This window comes from Ancylobacter radicis (assembly GCF_018449475.1).
Lineage (GTDB): Bacteria > Pseudomonadota > Alphaproteobacteria > Rhizobiales > Xanthobacteraceae > Ancylobacter > Ancylobacter radicis.
The window spans coordinates 243,887-260,505 of sequence record NZ_JAHCQH010000020.1 but is presented as its reverse complement, the minus strand read 5'-3'; the positions used below and the strand labels follow the sequence as shown (position 1 = coordinate 260,505).

General features: G+C 66.7%; 19 protein-coding genes. 11 read left to right on the top strand and 8 right to left on the bottom strand.

The features are described 5' to 3' along the window. Window positions 1-3: 3 nt before the first annotated feature. From KIP89_RS16000 to KIP89_RS15985, 4 genes are all read right to left on the bottom strand, one after another. A complete protein-coding gene (locus tag KIP89_RS16000; protein ID WP_213756569.1) occupies window positions 4-801 on the bottom strand; it encodes a phosphodiesterase in 798 nt (265 codons plus the stop codon). A gap of 103 nt (window positions 802-904) precedes the next feature. After that, window positions 905-1,828, bottom strand: coding sequence for a DNA/RNA non-specific endonuclease (locus tag KIP89_RS15995; protein WP_213756568.1), 924 nt, complete (start codon window positions 1,826-1,828; stop codon window positions 905-907). Window positions 1,829-1,884: 56 nt separating this feature from the next. Continuing rightward, window positions 1,885-2,247 carry a hypothetical protein gene (locus KIP89_RS15990; protein ID WP_213756567.1) on the bottom strand — a complete coding sequence of 121 codons (363 nt, stop codon included), beginning with the start codon at window positions 2,245-2,247 and terminating at the stop codon, window positions 1,885-1,887. 9 nt (window positions 2,248-2,256) lie between these two features. Next, on the bottom strand, window positions 2,257-2,604 hold the full coding sequence (locus KIP89_RS15985; protein ID WP_213756566.1) for a hypothetical protein: 348 nt from the start codon (window positions 2,602-2,604) through the stop codon (window positions 2,257-2,259). A gap of 389 nt (window positions 2,605-2,993) precedes the next feature. Between KIP89_RS15985 and KIP89_RS15980 the strand changes: the two genes are divergently transcribed. From KIP89_RS15980 to KIP89_RS15940, 9 genes are all read left to right on the top strand, one after another. Then, window positions 2,994-3,695, top strand: coding sequence for a cysteine hydrolase family protein (locus KIP89_RS15980; RefSeq protein ID WP_213756565.1), 702 nt, complete (start codon window positions 2,994-2,996; stop codon window positions 3,693-3,695). 81 nt (window positions 3,696-3,776) lie between these two features. Next, on the top strand, window positions 3,777-5,390 hold the full coding sequence (locus KIP89_RS15975) for a regulator (protein ID WP_213756564.1): 1,614 nt from the start codon (window positions 3,777-3,779) through the stop codon (window positions 5,388-5,390). Window positions 5,391-5,502: 112 nt separating this feature from the next. Beyond that, a complete protein-coding gene (locus KIP89_RS15970) occupies window positions 5,503-5,856 on the top strand; it encodes a cupin domain-containing protein (RefSeq protein ID WP_213756563.1) in 354 nt (117 codons plus the stop codon). A 39-nt stretch (window positions 5,857-5,895) separates the two neighbouring features. After that, window positions 5,896-6,222 (top strand): hypothetical protein, encoded by a 327-nt coding sequence (locus KIP89_RS15965; protein ID WP_213756562.1) that lies wholly within the window; start codon window positions 5,896-5,898, stop codon window positions 6,220-6,222. Between the two features lie 151 nt (window positions 6,223-6,373). Next, window positions 6,374-6,895 (top strand): hypothetical protein, encoded by a 522-nt coding sequence (locus KIP89_RS15960; RefSeq protein WP_213756561.1) that lies wholly within the window; start codon window positions 6,374-6,376, stop codon window positions 6,893-6,895. After that, window positions 6,892-7,569: a ribonuclease T2 family protein gene (locus KIP89_RS15955; protein ID WP_369807176.1), complete on the top strand. Its 678-nt coding sequence runs from the start codon at window positions 6,892-6,894 to the stop codon at window positions 7,567-7,569. The genes KIP89_RS15960 and KIP89_RS15955 overlap by 4 nt, the downstream gene beginning before the upstream one ends. Before the next feature lie 16 nt (window positions 7,570-7,585). After that, on the top strand, window positions 7,586-8,479 hold the full coding sequence (locus tag KIP89_RS15950; RefSeq protein WP_213756559.1) for a 23S rRNA (adenine(2030)-N(6))-methyltransferase RlmJ: 894 nt from the start codon (window positions 7,586-7,588) through the stop codon (window positions 8,477-8,479). 100 nt (window positions 8,480-8,579) lie between these two features. Beyond that, the gene (locus KIP89_RS15945; protein WP_213756558.1) at window positions 8,580-8,795 is read left to right on the top strand and encodes a cold-shock protein; all 216 of its coding nucleotides are present in this window, start codon (window positions 8,580-8,582) and stop codon (window positions 8,793-8,795) included. A gap of 102 nt (window positions 8,796-8,897) precedes the next feature. Beyond that, window positions 8,898-9,503, top strand: a complete 606-nt coding sequence (locus KIP89_RS15940) for a glutathione S-transferase family protein (protein ID WP_213756557.1) — start codon at window positions 8,898-8,900, stop codon at window positions 9,501-9,503. A gap of 87 nt (window positions 9,504-9,590) precedes the next feature. On the opposite strand, the gene KIP89_RS15935 is transcribed toward KIP89_RS15940, so the two are convergent. Both KIP89_RS15935 and KIP89_RS15930 read right to left on the bottom strand, forming a co-directional pair. Next, window positions 9,591-10,235, bottom strand: coding sequence for an outer membrane protein (locus tag KIP89_RS15935; protein ID WP_213756556.1), 645 nt, complete (start codon window positions 10,233-10,235; stop codon window positions 9,591-9,593). A gap of 443 nt (window positions 10,236-10,678) precedes the next feature. Next, the gene (locus KIP89_RS15930; RefSeq protein ID WP_213756555.1) at window positions 10,679-11,293 is read right to left on the bottom strand and encodes an outer membrane protein; all 615 of its coding nucleotides are present in this window, start codon (window positions 11,291-11,293) and stop codon (window positions 10,679-10,681) included. Window positions 11,294-11,631: 338 nt separating this feature from the next. Between KIP89_RS15930 and KIP89_RS15925 the strand changes: the two genes are divergently transcribed. Beyond that, a complete protein-coding gene (locus KIP89_RS15925; RefSeq protein ID WP_213756554.1) occupies window positions 11,632-12,417 on the top strand; it encodes an SDR family oxidoreductase in 786 nt (261 codons plus the stop codon). 6 nt (window positions 12,418-12,423) lie between these two features. Here KIP89_RS15925 and KIP89_RS15920 read toward each other — a convergent pair whose 3' ends face one another. After that, a complete protein-coding gene (locus KIP89_RS15920) occupies window positions 12,424-13,359 on the bottom strand; it encodes a DMT family transporter (RefSeq protein ID WP_213756553.1) in 936 nt (311 codons plus the stop codon). A gap of 78 nt (window positions 13,360-13,437) precedes the next feature. Continuing rightward, the gene (locus tag KIP89_RS15915; protein ID WP_250152549.1) at window positions 13,438-14,253 is read right to left on the bottom strand and encodes an FkbM family methyltransferase; all 816 of its coding nucleotides are present in this window, start codon (window positions 14,251-14,253) and stop codon (window positions 13,438-13,440) included. A gap of 126 nt (window positions 14,254-14,379) precedes the next feature. Here KIP89_RS15915 and uvrC point away from each other — a divergent pair, with 126 nt between their 5' ends. Further along, window positions 14,380-16,515 (top strand): excinuclease ABC subunit UvrC, encoded by a 2,136-nt coding sequence (gene uvrC, locus KIP89_RS15910; RefSeq protein ID WP_213756551.1) that lies wholly within the window; start codon window positions 14,380-14,382, stop codon window positions 16,513-16,515. Window positions 16,516-16,619: the final 104 nt, after the last annotated feature.

The window sequence follows — 16,619 nt, the reverse complement described above, 5'->3', positions numbered from 1 at the left end:
CGCTCAGAAAAAGTCGTAAGGACCGGGAAAGCGGCCGATCGGGACATGGTGCGTCACCAGCCCGGCCTCCGGCCGCCAGTGATGCAGCAGCAGCGCCGGCGGCTCGACGAAGGAGGCCGGCTCGGCATCGGGGGCGAGGCGCAGGGCGATGGCGGTGGTGGTGCTCGGCACGGTAAGCAGCAGCGTGCCGCCAAAGCGCGTCTGCATGAAGCGGTGGACATGCCCGCACAGCACACGCTCGACCTGCGGATGGCGGGTGAGAAGGGCGGCGAGGCGCGCGCCGCCGCGGCAATTATATGCGTCGATGCAGGCGATGCCGCTGAGGATCGGCGGCTGGTGCATCATCACCAGCGTGGGCCGCGTGGGCTCGGCCGTCAGCGTCGCCTCCAGCCACTTCTCGGCCGCCCAGTCGAAATCCCCGTGATGCTCGCCGGGCACGGTGACATCCAGCGCGACGATGCGCACGGGGCCCTGATCGCCCACCGCGAAATGCAGGGACCCGGTGGCCGGCAGATGCGGGTGATCGGCAAAAGTGGCGCGGAACGCCTCCCGCTCGTCGTGATTGCCGGGAATGGCCAGCAGCGGCGCCGTCAGCCGCGCCAGCATCTGACGGGCATGGGCATATTCCTCGGCCGTCCCCTCATCGACCAGATCGCCGGTGAGCAGCACCAGATCGGGCTGCGGATCGAGCGCGGCCAGATGGTCGAGCGCCGCCGCGAACATGGCGTTCGAGTCGACCAGCCCCTGATAGAGCACGCCCGGCGGGCGCAGATGCGGATCGGAGAGATGGGCGATGAGCATGTGGCATCCATGGCACGGCGACGCGCTTATGTCGCCGCCCGCCATCACTCTGGCAAGGGACGCATGGAGGGCCGGCCAGTGCCGGCGGGCGATGCGGCCCTACTCAATGGAGCATTGTCGCGGGGCAGGTCTCGCGGAGAGAGCGGCCGGACATTTCGCCCGGGGCGGTGAAGAATCGCAGCCCGGTCAACGCCTCGACCGTGCTGACGCCGACGCGGAAACCGCTCAGATAGGTCAGCGCCTTGACCTTCTTGCGCCCCGGCCGATGATCGATGTTCGGCATCACATAGGCATTCACCCGCTGCAGCGCCGGATCATAGATGATCTTGTACAGCGCCGCCGGAACGACGGCACCGGCGCCGGCGCCGCAGGGCACCGAGGGATCGGTGTCATTGGCATCGCAGATTGACGTTCTGGCCGGCCGGGTCAGTTCGACGGCGTTGCCGCATGCATCCGCCTCGGCCGGCAGGCGAATCCCTTTTTCCTCCAGATTGACCGGCCCGGTGATCACCACCACCTCGCCGCGCTCACGCGCCAGATGCTGCACCAGATCCTCCAGTTCCCGCCATATCTGCTGATTGAAGCCGCGCCCCGACTGCGGCACCGCGTTGGAATAGAAGAAGGTGTCGATCATCGCCTCACGATCGCCGCTGAAATCGGCCGACGCCGCCTGATGGCCGCGATCCATGCCGCTATCGGCATAATCGGCATTGACCGCTCCCTGGCGCCCCGGCGGCAGCGCCGTCTCCTCCTTGAAGGAGACGTCCGGGCGTGTGAATTCCTGCGAGGCCGTCTCGGCCGTGATGCGCTCGACCACCCAGTCCGGGGTCTTGTTGGCGTTGTTATGCCCGGTGATGTAGCCGATGTGGCACACCGTCGTGATCTCGCGCCCATCATCCGCCGCCGGATCGGGCAGACCGACACTCTGCCAGATCGCCCGGCAGGTCAGCGGATCGTTGGCCGGATGGTCGGCGGCGCGCGCCGGGTAACCGGCCAGCAGGATGGCAAGCGGTAAGGCGAGGACCATGGCCAGATCGCCGGCGGGCCCGGCCGGCGACGCGCGACAGCGGCATGGCCTCGATGTCATTCTCCGCCCCCCGACGGCTGGGCTTTGGACTGCCCGACAGCCTTGGAGACGACATAGCTGCCGCCACTGATGCCAAGCAGACCGAGAACATTGTTTGGAATATCGACGAAACCGCCGCTCTCGATGGAGAGCAGGAGAAACAGGCCCGCCACCACGAAGGTGAAGATGAGGAACTGGAAACGGGACAGGCTTGCCTTCGGCACGACGCCGGGAGCCGCCCCCGGCGCTGGCGGCTCCGAGACAAGCTCGGCAAGATCAATCTTGCCGGCGAGGATCTGCCACAACACCACGGCGGCGAACCCCATCAGAATGATGGCGATCACGAGAAATCCCAGGGTCGCTATCGTCGGTCCGTTCATGGAATGCTCCTAGAGGCTGCGAGCGATCTTTCCGGCGAGATAGACGCCGTTGCTGCCCATCAGCAGCACCAGCAGGGTGTCGGATATGTCGGGCATGCTTGCGGGCAACCCGCCCTCCAGCGGGATGGCCATGGCGTGAAACGCCTCCATTCCCTCCAGCGCGTAGGCTCCGATCACAAACGCGAAGACGGCAAGCGACTGGACACGCTCGGGGTCGATGGCATGGCTATCTTGGTGGGTAAGCACGCCGGCCAGCCGCAGATCACCGCGCAGGCCGCGCACGACAAGGGTTCCCAGCAGAATGGCGAACCATCCGAGCAGCCCAAACTGCAACACGTCGGCCGCCCAGGCTGCCACGTTCTGCCTCATCCATCGGTGAAGGAACAAGACTGCGTCGAACGCCAGTGGGTACAAGCAAGGCAAGGTCGGCCAATGCCGCACGACGCCTTTTCGGCAAAGGCTCGTGGCGGCAATTGAACCAGCATCCCGCCACCTCCGTCAAGGACCGTGCGCCCGGGCGGCACGACGGCGGCGAGCCCGTGGAGCAGGAGCGGCACACATGCTGCAATTTGCACATTTTATATTCAATCACGCGAAATAGGGCGCTTTGTTTTCGCCGAACGACGAATGAGTATCTCCCTACACTCATAGAAATCATGGGCTTATGACGCCAGCTGAGCTGGCACAGCACATGCATACACGAATGTATGCAATGAGCGACGCCGCTCCGCGCTGGGGATCAATCCATGCCCGACAGCCTTCTCGCCGCCGAACCGGCCCCCCTCGCCTTCAATCCGGCGCGGACGGCGCTGGTCATCATCGACATGCAGCGTGACTTTCTGGAGCCCGGCGGCTTCGGCGAGACGCTGGGCAATGATGTGTCCCTGCTTCAGGCGGCGGTGGGGCCATGCAAGACGGCGCTTCAGGCCGCCCGCGACGTCGGGATGCTGGTGATCCACACCCGCGAGGGCCACCGGCCGGACATGATGGACGCCCCGCCCGCCAAGGTGGAGCGCGGCGCGCCGACCGCCCGCATCGGCTGCGCCGGGCCGATGGGGCGCATCCTCATTCGCGGCGAGGCCGGCCACGACATCATCGCCGAACTCGCCCCCGCCCCCGGCGAACCGGTGCTCGACAAGCCCGGCAAGGGCGCCTTCTACCAGACCGACCTCGAACTCATGCTGAAGAACCGGGGCATCGACACGCTGCTGGTGTGCGGCGTCACCACCGAGGTCTGCGTCCACACCACGATCCGCGAGGGCAATGACCGCGGCTATCGCTGCGTCGCGCTGGCCGATTGCTGCGCCTCCTATTTCCCGGAGTTCCACCGCGTCGGCCTCGACATGATCAAGGCGCAGGGCGGCATCTTCGGCTGGGTTTCCTCGTCCTCGGCGCTGCTCGCGGCGCTGGCCAACAAGACCCCGGCGGCGCGCACCGACGCCGCGTGAATTTCCGCGCGCCTCGCCGCGCGCGCCCTCTGCCTGCCTCGCCGCGTGCCCGATCACCGCTCAACCAAGGGGACGACTTCCATGTCCGCGACCGAGATGACCCCGATATCGCCCTCCCGCATCGGCATGCGGCCGACGCTGTGGACCCGGGGCGACTGGAATGCCCTGTTTGGCTTCGGCACCAACATTCTCGTCAACATGCTGGTGCTGACCGGCCTGCTGCAATTCGTGCTGAAGATGCCGCCGGAGATCGTGTTCGGCCGCATCCTGCCGGCGGTCGGGCTGATGATGTTCCTGTCCACCGTCTATTACGCCTTTCTCGGCTACCAGCTCGCCAAGAAGACCGGCCGGGACGATGTGTGCGCCCTGCCCTCCGGCATTTCGGTGCCGCATATGTTCGTCGTCACCTTCGTCATCATGCTGCCGATCGGCGCCGCCACGGGCGACCCGATCAAGGGCTGGGAAGCCGGCCTCGTCTGGGTGTTCTTCCAGAGCTTCATCCTGATGATCGGCGGCTTCGTAGCTCCGTATATCCGCAAGATCACACCCCGCGCGGCCCTGCTCGGCACGCTGGCGGGCGTCTCCATCGCCTTTATCGCGATGCGCCCGGCCTTCGAGATCTTCACCACCCCGGTCATCGGCCTCACCTGCTTCGCCATCATCATGGTGAGCTGGTTCGGCGGGGTGAAATATCCCAAGGGCATTCCCGCCGGCCTCGTCGCCATCGCCGTGGGCATGATCATCGCCTGGGGCTCGACCGCCCTCGGGCTGAACTATGGCGGCATGAGCGTCGACAAGGTGGGCGCGGCGTTCTCCAGCTTCGGCTTCTCCGTGCCGCTGCCGGCCTTCGGCCATGTGTTCTCCGGCTTCGACTATCTCGGAATCATCCTCGTCACCGCCATCCCCTTCGGCATCTACGATCTGGTCGAGGCGATGGACAATGTGGAGAGCGCGGAGGCGGCGGGCGACCATTACCCGACCACGCGGGTGCTGACCGCCGACGGCGTGGTTAGCCTGATCGGCTGCCTGATGGGCAACCCCTTCATCAACGCGGTCTATATCGGCCATCCCGGCTGGAAATCGATGGGCGGGCGCATCGGCTATTCGGCGGCGACCGGGCTGATGGTGATCATTCTGTCCTGGTTCGGCATCATCGCGCTGCTGCTGGCGCTGATCCCGGTCGTCGCGATCTCGCCGATCCTGCTCTATATCGGCATGCTGATCGGCGCGCAGGCTTTCCAGACCACGCCGGCCAAGCATGCCCCGGCCGTGGTGCTGGCGCTGACCCCGCATCTGGCCGCCTGGGCCAAGCTGCTGATCGACAATTCGCTCGCCGTCGCCGGCACCTCGGCCGCCACGCTGGGGCTCGACAAGCTGGGGGCGGTCGGCGTGCTCTATCACGGGCTGGAGGTGATGGGCGGCGGCGCCATTCTGGTCGGTTTGGTGCTGGGCGCGATCGGCGTTTTCGTGGTCGAGCGCAAATTCGTGCCGGCCGCGGCCTTCGCCCTGGCCGGTGCCGTTCTCACTTTCTTCGGCTTCATGCATGGCGAGAGCGTGGGAATCGCGGTAACGCCGGGCGTGGCCCTCGCCTATGCGATCGTCGCCGGCTTCCTCTTCGTCTGCTCGAAGATGACGGTGGAAGCGCCGGCGGCGGAGAGCGTGCCCTCGACGGCGCATGCCGCACCGGCGGAATAGGTTTTCGCTTCGAACCTCCGGGGGGCGGATCGAAGCGGCTTGAGACGGCGCGGCTCATCGCACAGGATGAGCCGCGCCGCTCCTGCTTGTGGCGCGTCCAGCCGAGGTCCCCATGTCCTTTCTGCTTCGCTTCGCCCCCGACACTCTCGGTACGCCGGAGGAAACCGCGCCGCTGCCCGAGCGCGTCATCGCCGGCAATCCGCGCCACCTCACCTGGAATCTGGAGACGCTGCCCGACAACGCCCTGTTCGCCGGGGTGTGGGAATCCAGCGCCGGCGCGTGGCGGGTGGATTATGAGGAATGGGAATTCTGCACCCTGCTCTCGGGCGTCTCCATCCTGCATGAGGATGGCGAGCCGGCGGTGCGGCTGACGGCCGGCGACAGCTTCGTCATCCGGCCGGGCTTCAAGGGCGTGTGGGAAGTGGTGGAGACCACCCGCAAGCTCTACGTTATCCGACTGATATGATCCGGGGCGCCTTGTGCGCCCCTGCCATGGGAGGTTCCGATGCTGCGCATATGCCGACGCTTCGCCTCTTCTTCCGCGATCACCCATCCATCACGCGACTCCGGTTCGTTCCGGCGGCTCGCAGCCAGCACCTCGCTGATGCTGCTGACCGCCGGCACCGCCGCCGCCGACTGCACCTGCCGGGCCGGCGGGCGGGACTACCAGCTCGGCGCGCGCGTCTGCCTCGAAGGCCCGGGCGGCCCGCGCTCGGTCGTCTGCGGCATGAACGAGAACGTATCGAGCTGGCTTGTCGACAACTCTCCCTGCCGGATATCGGCGCGGCCCACGCCACTGCCGGCACTGGCCCATGCCATGGCGCCTCATTAGAAGACGCCCGGCGATTTTGCCGCCGGTGTGGCTCGCCCGTCCTTGACCCGTGGCGGGGCGGGATGCATCGTCCCGGCAGTATGTCGGAGGGTTTGGGATGAGCAGGGATCGGTGCCGTTTCTTTGACGGCGCAGCACATGGGCTGACTTGTATGCTGGCAGGCGCCGGCCTCCTCGCGGCCTCGCTCTCCGGCGCGCAGGCGGCGAATTTCTTCGAGAAGAATTTCTGGCTCTCCGGCCCGAACTACAGCGGCAATGTGCCGGCCTGCGACACGCCGGAGGCGCTCCGACGGGTCCAGAAGGAGTTCGCCACGACCGAATCGCGATTCTGGGACTCCAAGCTGAAGATCGACAGCATCGAGCAGGTCCACGAGGTCGCGTTCCGCCCCTGGGGCGAGGAGACGATCCCGCGCCGCTACTGCCGCGCCTCGGTGGTCATCTCCGGCCTTGAGGGCACGCCGAGCTTCACCAGCGACGGCGCCTATGGCAGCGGCGCCTATGACGGCAAGGTGGCGGGCAAGGTCGCCCTGAAAAGCGGGCACCATCGCACCGTCTGGTACTCGCTGATCGAGGATGGCGGCTTTCTCGGCTTCTCCTGGGGCGTGGAATGGTGCGTCGAAGGTCTAGACCGGTCCTGGACCTACGCCCCGAATTGCCGCATGGCGCAGCCGTGAGGCTGCGCCGCGGCGTCCGGTTCGTCCTCGCCGCGTTTGCTCTTGCCGCATCTGCCTTCGTCAGCCTTTTTCCCGGCAGCGCCGAGGCGCGTAACCGCCCCGGCGACTTTGATTTCTACGTGCTGTCCCTGTCCTGGTCGCCCAGCTATTGCGAAAGCGAGGGCGACAAGGCCGAACCGACGCAATGTGCGGGCCCACGCCCCTTTGCCTTCGTCGTGCACGGGCTATGGCCGCAATATCAGCACCGGTGGCCGGAATTCTGCCAGAAGCCGCCGCCCTTCGTCGCCGAGCCGGTGCTGCGCTCCATGCTCGACATCATGCCGAGCCGCAAGCTGGTGCTGCACCAGTGGCGCAAGCACGGCACCTGCTCGGGGCTGGATTCGGCGACCTATTTCGAGAAGGTCCGGCTGGCCTTCAGCCGCGTCACCATTCCCGAGGAATACCGCCGGCTCGACCAGTACAGCATGGTCGCGCCGCACGAGGTGGAAGCCGCCTTCCGCGCCGCCAATCCGGGGCTCGATGCGGACATGATTTCCGTCGAGTGCAGCGGCCGGCACCTGCGCGATGTGCGCATCTGCATGAGCCGCACCTTCAACTACACCGCCTGCCCCGAACTCGAACGCCGGGCCTGCACGGCCGAGCGCGTCGCCATGCCGCCCATGCGGGGCGGCTGAACCGCCGGAATCGCCGATGAATTATCGCCACGCCTTCCACGCCGGCAATTTCGCCGATGTCGTCAAACATGCCGTGCTCGCGCGCATCCTCGCCTATCTCGGCCAGAAGGACGCCGCCTATCGCGTGCTCGACACCCATGCCGGCGCCGGGATTTACGATCTTGCCGGGGCCGAGGCCCAGCGCACCGGGGAATGGGAAGGCGGCATTGGCGCGGTGCTGCGTGCCGAGTTCACGCCGGAGGTGGCGGCCCTGCTGAAGCCCTGGCTCGATGTGGTGCGTGCGGTCAACCCGGCCGAGGCCGGCGCGCAGCCGGACGAATCCGCGACGGCGGGCGCGGCGCCGCTGCGCCATTATCCCGGCTCGCCGCTGATCGCCCAGGCGCTGACCCGGCCGCAGGACCGGCTGCTGCTGTGCGAGACCGTGGCGGGCGTGCGCGAATCGCTCGAAGACGCCATCGGCCGCGATGGGCGGGTAAAGGTGCTGCCGACCGATGCCTGGCAGGCGCTCAGCGCCTATCTGCCGCCCAAGGAACGGCGCGGCCTGGTGCTGGTCGACCCACCCTTCGAGGAGCCCGGCGAGTTCCACCGCATGGCCCATGGTCTGATCGAAGCTCACAAGAAGTGGCCGACCGGGATCTACGCGCTCTGGTACCCGATCAAGGATGTGCGAGCCGTCGATGGCTTCCGACGCGAGATCGAGCGCGCGCGGCTGCCGAAGGTCCTCAACATCCAGTTCGACCTGCGCGCCGTGCGGCAGGTGGATGCCCTGTCGGGCTGCGGGCTGATGATCGTCAACCCGCCCTTCACGCTGGCGGACGAGTTGCGCCAGATGCTTGGCGCCCTGGTGCGTGTCCTCGCCACCGATGGCACGGGCCGCGTCCGCATTGGCTGGATTACCGCCGAACGTTGAATGCCCGTCACATCGATCCGGCATTGGTCTTGCTTGAACGCCCTGCAGACATATCCGGCCGGGCGGAATGCGACCGCGCGGGCACGAGGAGAGCAGGCGCATGGCGACGACGGGCACCGTCAAATTCTTCAACACCGAAAAGGGCTATGGCTTCATTCGCCCGGATGATGGCGGACGCGACGTGTTCGTCCATGTGTCGGCCGTCACCCGCTCGGGCATGGGCACGCTTGCCGAGGGCCAGCGGGTGAGCTTCGAGGTCGAGCCGGACAAGCGCGGCAAGGGCCCCAAGGCCATCGACCTGCAGGCGGCCGACTGATAAGTCGGGCCGTGAAGCCGGGATGCCCCATCCACGGCCGGAACCGGCCGCGGGCAGGCTTCGGCGCGCTCGCCGGCACGGCTCGAAAAGAGCGAAGACCCGATGAATCTGCGTTCCTCACCCGCCTCCCCGTTCGGCCGCAAGGTCAAGATCGCCGCCGTCATCTGCGGCCTCCACCTCGACATTGAGCCGGCCGACACCACCAATGCGGCCGATACGCTGCGCGACCAGAATCCGCTGGGCAAGATTCCGGTGCTGCTGCGCGAGAATGCGGCGCCCCTGTTCGATTCCCGCGTCATCGTCGATTATCTCGACGCGCAGGCCGGCGGCGGCGTCATCGTCCCGGCCTCCGGCGAGCCGCGCTTCGCGGCGCTGACCGGGCAGGCCATGGCCGACGGGCTGATGGATGCGGCGCTGCTGCAGGTCTATGAGGTTCGCTTCCGCCCGGAAGAGAACCGCAACGCCGCCTGGATCGACAATCAGGCCGGCAAGGTGGCCCGCGCGCTGAAGGCCTTCGAGGCGGCGCCGCCGGCGGCGCTACCGGTCAGCGGCGCGGCGCATATTGGCGAGATCGCGCTGGCCTGCGCCCTTGGCTATCTCGACCTGCGCTTTCACGGCCGCTGGCGCGAGGATCATCTGGCGCTGGTCGACTGGCTGGACAGCTTCGCCGCGCGTGTGCCCGCTTTCGAGGCAACCCGCCCGAGCTGACGAGGGTTTCCAACCCAAACGAAAGACCCCGGACGTCGCCGTCCGGGGTCTTTGCATTTCACGCAGCGGACCTTGCGGCCCGGCAGATCAGAACTTGTAGTTGATACCGGCGCGGACGATGTTGGCGGTCAGACCGCTGTCGGCGCCGATGCTGTCGTAGTAGTCCTCGCCGAGGTCCATATAGAGGTACTCGGCCTTGACGGTCCAGTTGTTGGCGAAGGCGTATTCGACGCCGCCGCCGATGGTCCAGCCGGACAGGGTGTTGCTGGAGCTCACGCCAGTGAAGTCATTGGTGACTTCATTGTGACCCCAGGCCCAACCGCCGGTGACGTAGGGCATGACGTTGTCGAAGGCATAGCCGAGACGGGCGCGGACGGTGCCGAAATAGTCCATCTTCTGCTCGACGCCGAAGGCCGAGTCCTTGAGGCTCGAACCCTGGATGTCGGCCTCGACGCCGAGGACGATGTTGTTGTCGAGCTGGATGTTGTAGCCGATCTGGCCACCACCGGCGAAGCCATCGGGATCCATGCCGAGCGCGTCGGCCGCACCCTCACCCGAACCCCAAGCGTAGCCGGCATTGGCGCCGAGATAGAAACCGGTCCACGAGAACACCGGCACGGCAGCGACCACCGGAGCCTTCGTGGGATAGGGCTGCTGCAGGTCGGCGGCGAAGGCCGGGACCGCGACGAACAGGGCGGCGGCGGCAACGCCCGAGCTGATGATCTTCTTCATGGATACTCTCCGAGGAACTGTAGGCAGGAACGGCACGGCGACTTCACGTCACGTTCGATTGGTGAGATAGGCGGGCAGCTAGGCGTGTCAAAGGCGGGATTGCGGCAGAATTCGTCATAATTGCTTTCAATATCGGCCTCACAACTCTGTGATTTAGCCTCGCCGGCCCGCACGGGCGCTTGATTCGTGGAGGTATTTTGTTCCGTAAAACGCCTGATCCGCCCGCAACAATTTCGCCATGATAAGTAAGTGAATGCCGATTACCTGTTGCACAGGAACAACAGATTCCACGACGACTGCACGCCGCGGGAGCCGCAAAATGCAATGACCGCCGGCACTTGCGCGCCGACGGTCATTGTCTTGCAGGGCATCGCGGGCCGTGACCCGCATCATCCCGCGTCACACAGCGTCCCGAAGGTCGCCTTGCGCGCGGTGATCGCGGCTCAGAACTTGTAGTTCACACCCGCGCGCAGGATGTTGGCGGTGGTGCCGATATCGATCGGGCCGCCGACCGTGTCATAGGTCTCCTTGCCGAGGTCGAGATAGAGATACTCGGCCTTGACGGTCCAGTTCGGGGCGAAGGCATATTCGCCGCCGGCGCCGATGGTCCAGCCGGTCTGGGTCTGGTCGTTCGACAGGCCGCCAAGCTCGTAAGTGCCGCGGCCATAGGCGAAGCCGCCCGTGCCGTAGATCAGCGCCTGATCGAAGGCAAAGCCCGCGCGGGCGCGGATCGTGCCGAAATAGTCGAGCTGGTAGGTCGGGCTTTCAATGTTGGTGGCCTGCAGGTCGGTCTCGAGACCGAGCACGAAGCCATTGCCGAGCTGCCAGTTATAGCCGGCCTGGATGCCGCCGAGGAAACCGTTGGTGTCGTCCGACCAGTCGGCCTCGCCCCAGCCATAGCCGGCATTGGCGCCGATATAGAAACCGGTCCACGTGAACACGGGGGCCGGCGCCGCATAGGCGGCCGGGGCCGGATAGGCGAGGTCGGCGGCCATGGCGAGCGGGCTCGCCGCGAGAGCCGCCGCCAGAGCCGCGCCGGCCAGAATCTTGCTGTACATCTTCGTCTCCTGCGTCGTGAGGCGGCGCCGCCGGGCACCACCTGAATTCGGTAATGCTGACGATCGCATAAATGTATGAGCAGAATCTTAGTGCCGCGTGTAAGGATATATTATGTTTAACGAGCGGTTTACTGTCATTCACGCATCCGTTATTAACCATATCGCCATATCCGATACCAAGCTCGCACCACAATATCTTTGCAATCACGGCCTTATCTGACGCATCATGGTTAATGATCTCCACAAACGGGAGAAAGGTACCGATGATCCGGCACCGGGGGTAAGTGCGTAACTGTCCCGCCCGATAACGCGGCCAGTGCCGCAACGCATGAAAAGCCATGGAACCGACCGACATCACCGCCATCCCCGCGCCCGCGCGCCCCGTCGCCCTCGTCACCGGCGGCGGCGTGCGCATCGGCCGGGCGATCAGCCTGGCTATGGCCGGCGCGGGCTATGACATCGCGGTCCATGCCCGCCTCGCCAAGCCGGCGGTCGAGGCCACGCTGGCGGAGATCCGGGGGCTGGGCGCCCGGGCCGCCCTCGTCACCGGCGATCTCGCCGAGATGACGGCGGTCGAGGCGCTCATTCCGGAGGCGACGGCGGCGCTGGGCGCTCCCAGCCTGCTCGTCAACAATGCCTCCGAGTTCCACCCGGACGCGCTCGGCAGCCTCGAACCCGGCATCTGGGAACGCCATATGGCGTGCAATCTGCGGGCCCCGGTGTTTCTCACCCAGGCCTTCGCGGCGGCGCTGCCGGAGGGCGTGGCCGGCGCGGTGGTCAACATCATCGACCAGCGGGTGTGGAAGCCGACGCCGGCCTATCTGTCCTACGCCATCGCCAAGAACGGCCTGTGGGCGGCGACGCGGATGCTGGCGCAGGCGCTCGCCCCGCGCATTCGGGTCAACGCCGTCGGCCCCGGTCCGACGCTCGCCAATGACCGGCAGGATGGCGAGGCCTTCGCCTATCAGAGCCGCGCGGTCCTGCTGGGCCGCGGCCCGACGCCGGAGGAGATTGCCGGCGCGGTGCTCTACCTCGCCCGCGCCGCGAGCATTACCGGGCAGATGATCGCCGTGGATGGCGGCCAGCACCTCGCCTGGCAGACGCCGGACACCGAGACGGATTAAGCGCGCTCAGCGGCCCCGCCGGTCGCTCAGCGTGAACCAGCCGATGCTGGCGGTGACCAGCAGGGCGCCGAACAGGTCCAGCGCCGTCATCTCCTCGCCGAGGATCAGCACCGCGAGCGCCATGGTGGCGACCGGGCTCAGCGTGCTGATCATCGCATTGGCCTGCGCCGAGATCCGGCTCAGCGCCGCGTTCATCAAGAAGGTCGGCAGCACGGTCGCGCCGATCGCCAGCATGATCGACAGCCAGAAGACATGCGGGGTGACGATGAGCTTCTCCAGCGGATGCGTCACCGCGAACTGGCCGAGCGCGGCGGCGGAAGCTGCGATCATGGCGATGCAGGTGAACAGCGCCGAGCCGATTTGCTTCAGCAGGCGGCTCGCCAGCACCTGATAGAGCGCGAAGCTCATCGCCGTCAGCGCCACCAGCCCGGTGCCCAGCACCGCGTCGTGGCCGAGATGAGAGAAATTCTGCACGAAGATCAGCGCCAGCCCGCTATAGGCGACGGCAAAGGCCCACAGCGCCTTGCCCCGCACCGGCAGCTTGAACAGCAGTGCGCCGAACAGCACGACAAACACCGGATAGGTGAACAGGATCAGCCGCGCATAGGAGGCGGAGATATATTGCAGGCCGAGGAAATCGGTATAGCTGGCGAACCAGTAGCCGAGCGCCCCGACCAGCGCCGAGAACAGCACGATGCGCCCGCCCGGCAGCGGCTCGCCCCGGCCCCGCACGCGCAGCAGCGCCAGCGCGCCGATGACCAGATAGAACGGCAGCGAGAACAGCATGCGCAGCGCCAGCAGCGTCTCGGGATCCACCCCTTCCGCATAGGCCAGCTTGATGACGATGCCCTTGGAGGCAAACAGCATCGCCCCGCCGGCAGCGAGCGCATAACCGGAGAGCGGGACGACGGGCGTGCGGGGGGCATCGGCGAGGCTGGACATGCCCTTCCATAACCCCATTCCTGCCGCGACGCAGCATCGCGGCGCGGGTGGCCGGCAACCGGGGCGGGAAAATGCCGTTCAGTTCGTCGGCAGGACGACCGTCGGGCGCCAGCCGACCAGCCGGGCCTTCACGTCGGAACGCCCGACGAAGAGGAAATTATTGATATAGGCGAAGGGTGCGCGGGCCGCCGTGCCAGCCTCGTTCAGGCTGGCCGGGCTCTGGTCGCGGGCGGCATCGAAGGTCGCGATGGGGTGGAGGCCGTCGGCGCGGGCGAAGTAGCCTTCATAGCCGAGCGGCTCAAGGCTCGCCCGCAGGCTCGCCACCGCGCCCGGCCGGTGACGCTCCTCCGCCTCGATCAGCAGGGTCGGGCGGAACGAGGCAATGAGCCCTAGCCCGCCATCAATGACCTTCTGCTCATGACCTTCCACGTCGATCTTGATGAACGAGATATTCTCGTCGAGGCAATCGTCGAGCCGGAAGCAGCGCACCGTCACCTCGTCCACCGGCACGCCCTGCCCCACCGCATTGCCGTCGATGGTGGCGAGAGGCGAGTAGCCGCGCGGGATGTGAAGCTCGACCAGCCCGCTTTCATCGCTCAGCGCCCCGTCGAACAGCCGCAACCGCCCGTCCTCCAACGCCTCGGGGAATCGCCGGCGCAGAATGCGGCCCATGAAGGGATTCGGCTCGAAGGTCGCGACATCGGCACCGAGACGCAGCAGCCAATAGGTGAACACGCCCCGATTGGCGCCGATATCGCAGGCAAGCTCGCCCGGCCGCACCAGAAGCGGGACGAATTGCAGCTCGCTTGCGGGATTACGCGCCGCACGATGATCCGCGAGACGGCTCAGAAACGCGAAAACGCGTGGTAGCCGCGTTTCCGCTGCGGTTCTCAATGCTGTCAGCAATTCGGCGCTTCCCGATTTTTCCAAGAGTTACCATGCGTGCACAACGAAGGTAAGTCGGCTGACGCCGGCCGCGTGCCCCTGTTCGAGCCGGCCGGGAATTCGTATCTAGAGGCCATGATCGCCCGACCGACCCAGGACCTTCCCGACCTCGACGATGCCGACGACAGCGCCGGCCCGGAGGGGGAGGAGGAGCTTCTTCTCGTTTCCACCGAGGCCGACGAGGCCGAGCCCGCGCCGGGTTCGGTCGCGATGGGCCGCGCCGCCATTCAGCGCGCCATCAAGCACGCCCCGAACGGGCCGGGCGTCTATCGGATGATCGGCACGGATGGCGGGGTGCTCTATGTCGGCAAGGCCAAGAGCATCAAGAAGCGCATCGTCGCCTATACGCGGCCGGCGGGGCTGACCGCGCGCATCATGCGCATGGTGGCGTCAACGGCCGAGATGGAATTCGTCTCCACCGGCACCGAAACCGAGGCGCTGCTGCTCGAGGCCAACCTGATCAAGCAGTTGCGCCCGCGCTTCAACGTGCTGCTGCGCGACGACAAGTCGTTTCCCTATATCCTCATCACCAAGGACCATGTCTCGCCGCAGATCACCAAGCATCGCGGCGCGCGCAACCGGCCGGGGGATTATTACGGCCCGTTCGCCTCGGTCTGGGCGGTCAATCGCACCATCAACGCGCTGCAGAAGGCGTTCCTGGTGCGCTCCTGCTCGGACAGTTTCTACGAGGCGCGCACCCGGCCCTGCCTCCTGTTCCAGATCAAACGCTGCGCCGGGCCCTGCACCGGAGAGGTCGCCCATACCGACTATGCCGACTATGTGCGCGAAGCCCGCGACTTCCTCTCCGGCAAGAGCCGGGCAGTGAAGGAGGAATTGGCCCGCGAGATGGAGCGGGCGTCCGAGGAACTGGAATTCGAGCGCGCCGCTGCGCTGCGCGACCGCCTTGCCGCGCTCTCGGCCGTGCAGGGCACGCAGGGCATCAACCCGCGCTCGGTGGAGGAGGCGGATGTGTTCGCCATCCATCAGGAAGGCGGGGCGACCTGCGTGCAGGTGTTCTTCTTCCGCACCGGGCAAAACTGGGGCAACCACGCGCTCTACCCGCGCGCCGACCGCTCGCTGGAGACCGGCGAGGTGCTCGGCTCCTTCCTCGCGCAGTTCTATGAGGACAAGCCCTGCCCGCGCCTTGTCCTGCTCAGCGACGATATTGGCGAGCGCGAACTGCTGGAGGAGGCGCTGTCCGCCCGCGCCGGCCACCGCGTCGAAATCGCCACGCCGCGGCGCGGCGAGAAGCGCGAACTGGTCGAGCACGCCCTTCAGAACGCGCGCGAGGCGCTCGGCCGCAAGCTGGCGGAAAGCGCCAGCCAGACCCGGCTGCTGGAGGAATTGCGCCGCGCCTTCGAACTGCCCGACGTGCCCCGGCGCATCGAGGTCTATGACAACAGCCACATCATGGGCTCGAACGCGGTCGGCGGCATGATCGTCGCCGGACCGGAGGGCTTCGCCAAGAGCCAATACCGCAAGTTCAACATCCGCTCGACCGAGCTCACTCCTGGCGACGATTACGGCATGATGCGCGAGGTGCTGACCCGCCGATTCTCCCGGCTGATGAAGGAAGCGCCGCGGACGCCGCGCGCCAGCACTCCTGCCCCCTCTCCCCCCGGGGGAGAGGGTTGGGATGAGGGGGCTTCAGCGGAAACGGGTAGCGCCCTGCCCCTCACCGACCCGCTGCGCGGGCCACCTCTCCTCGACGGGGAGAGGGAAGGCACCGAAGAAGCTGAAGCCGCCTCCACCGCCTGGCCGGACCTCGTGCTGATCGACGGCGGCCCCGGCCAGCTCAAGGCGGCCAGCGAGACGCTGGCTAGCCTTGGCATCACCGATGTGCCGCTGATCGGCGTCGCCAAGGGCCCGGACCGCGATGCCGGGCGCGAGACCTTCTATCGCGAGGGCAGCGCACCGTTCCGTCTGGAGCCGCGCGATCCCGTGCTCTATTTCGTGCAGCGCCTGCGCGACGAAGCGCATCGCTTCGCCATCGGCTCGCACCGGGCGCGGCGCAAGAAGGACATCACACAGTCCGGCCTGCAGGAAATCCCCGGCGTCGGCCCGAGCCGCAAGCGCGCGCTGCTGCACCATTTCGGTACGCTGAAGGCGATCGAGCGGGCCTCGCTGGCCGATCTTGAAGCCGTGCCGGGTGTCAACGCGGCAACCGCGCGGGCGGTCTATGACTTCTTCCACGCCAAACCGGGACGATGACGATGCCGGAGTGGAAAATCGGCGTTGTTTTCGCGGCGCCGGCCCGATGGTCATGCCAGGGCCACAGGGCGCACGCAGCATGTTGGCAGCAAGCGGAGCAAAAC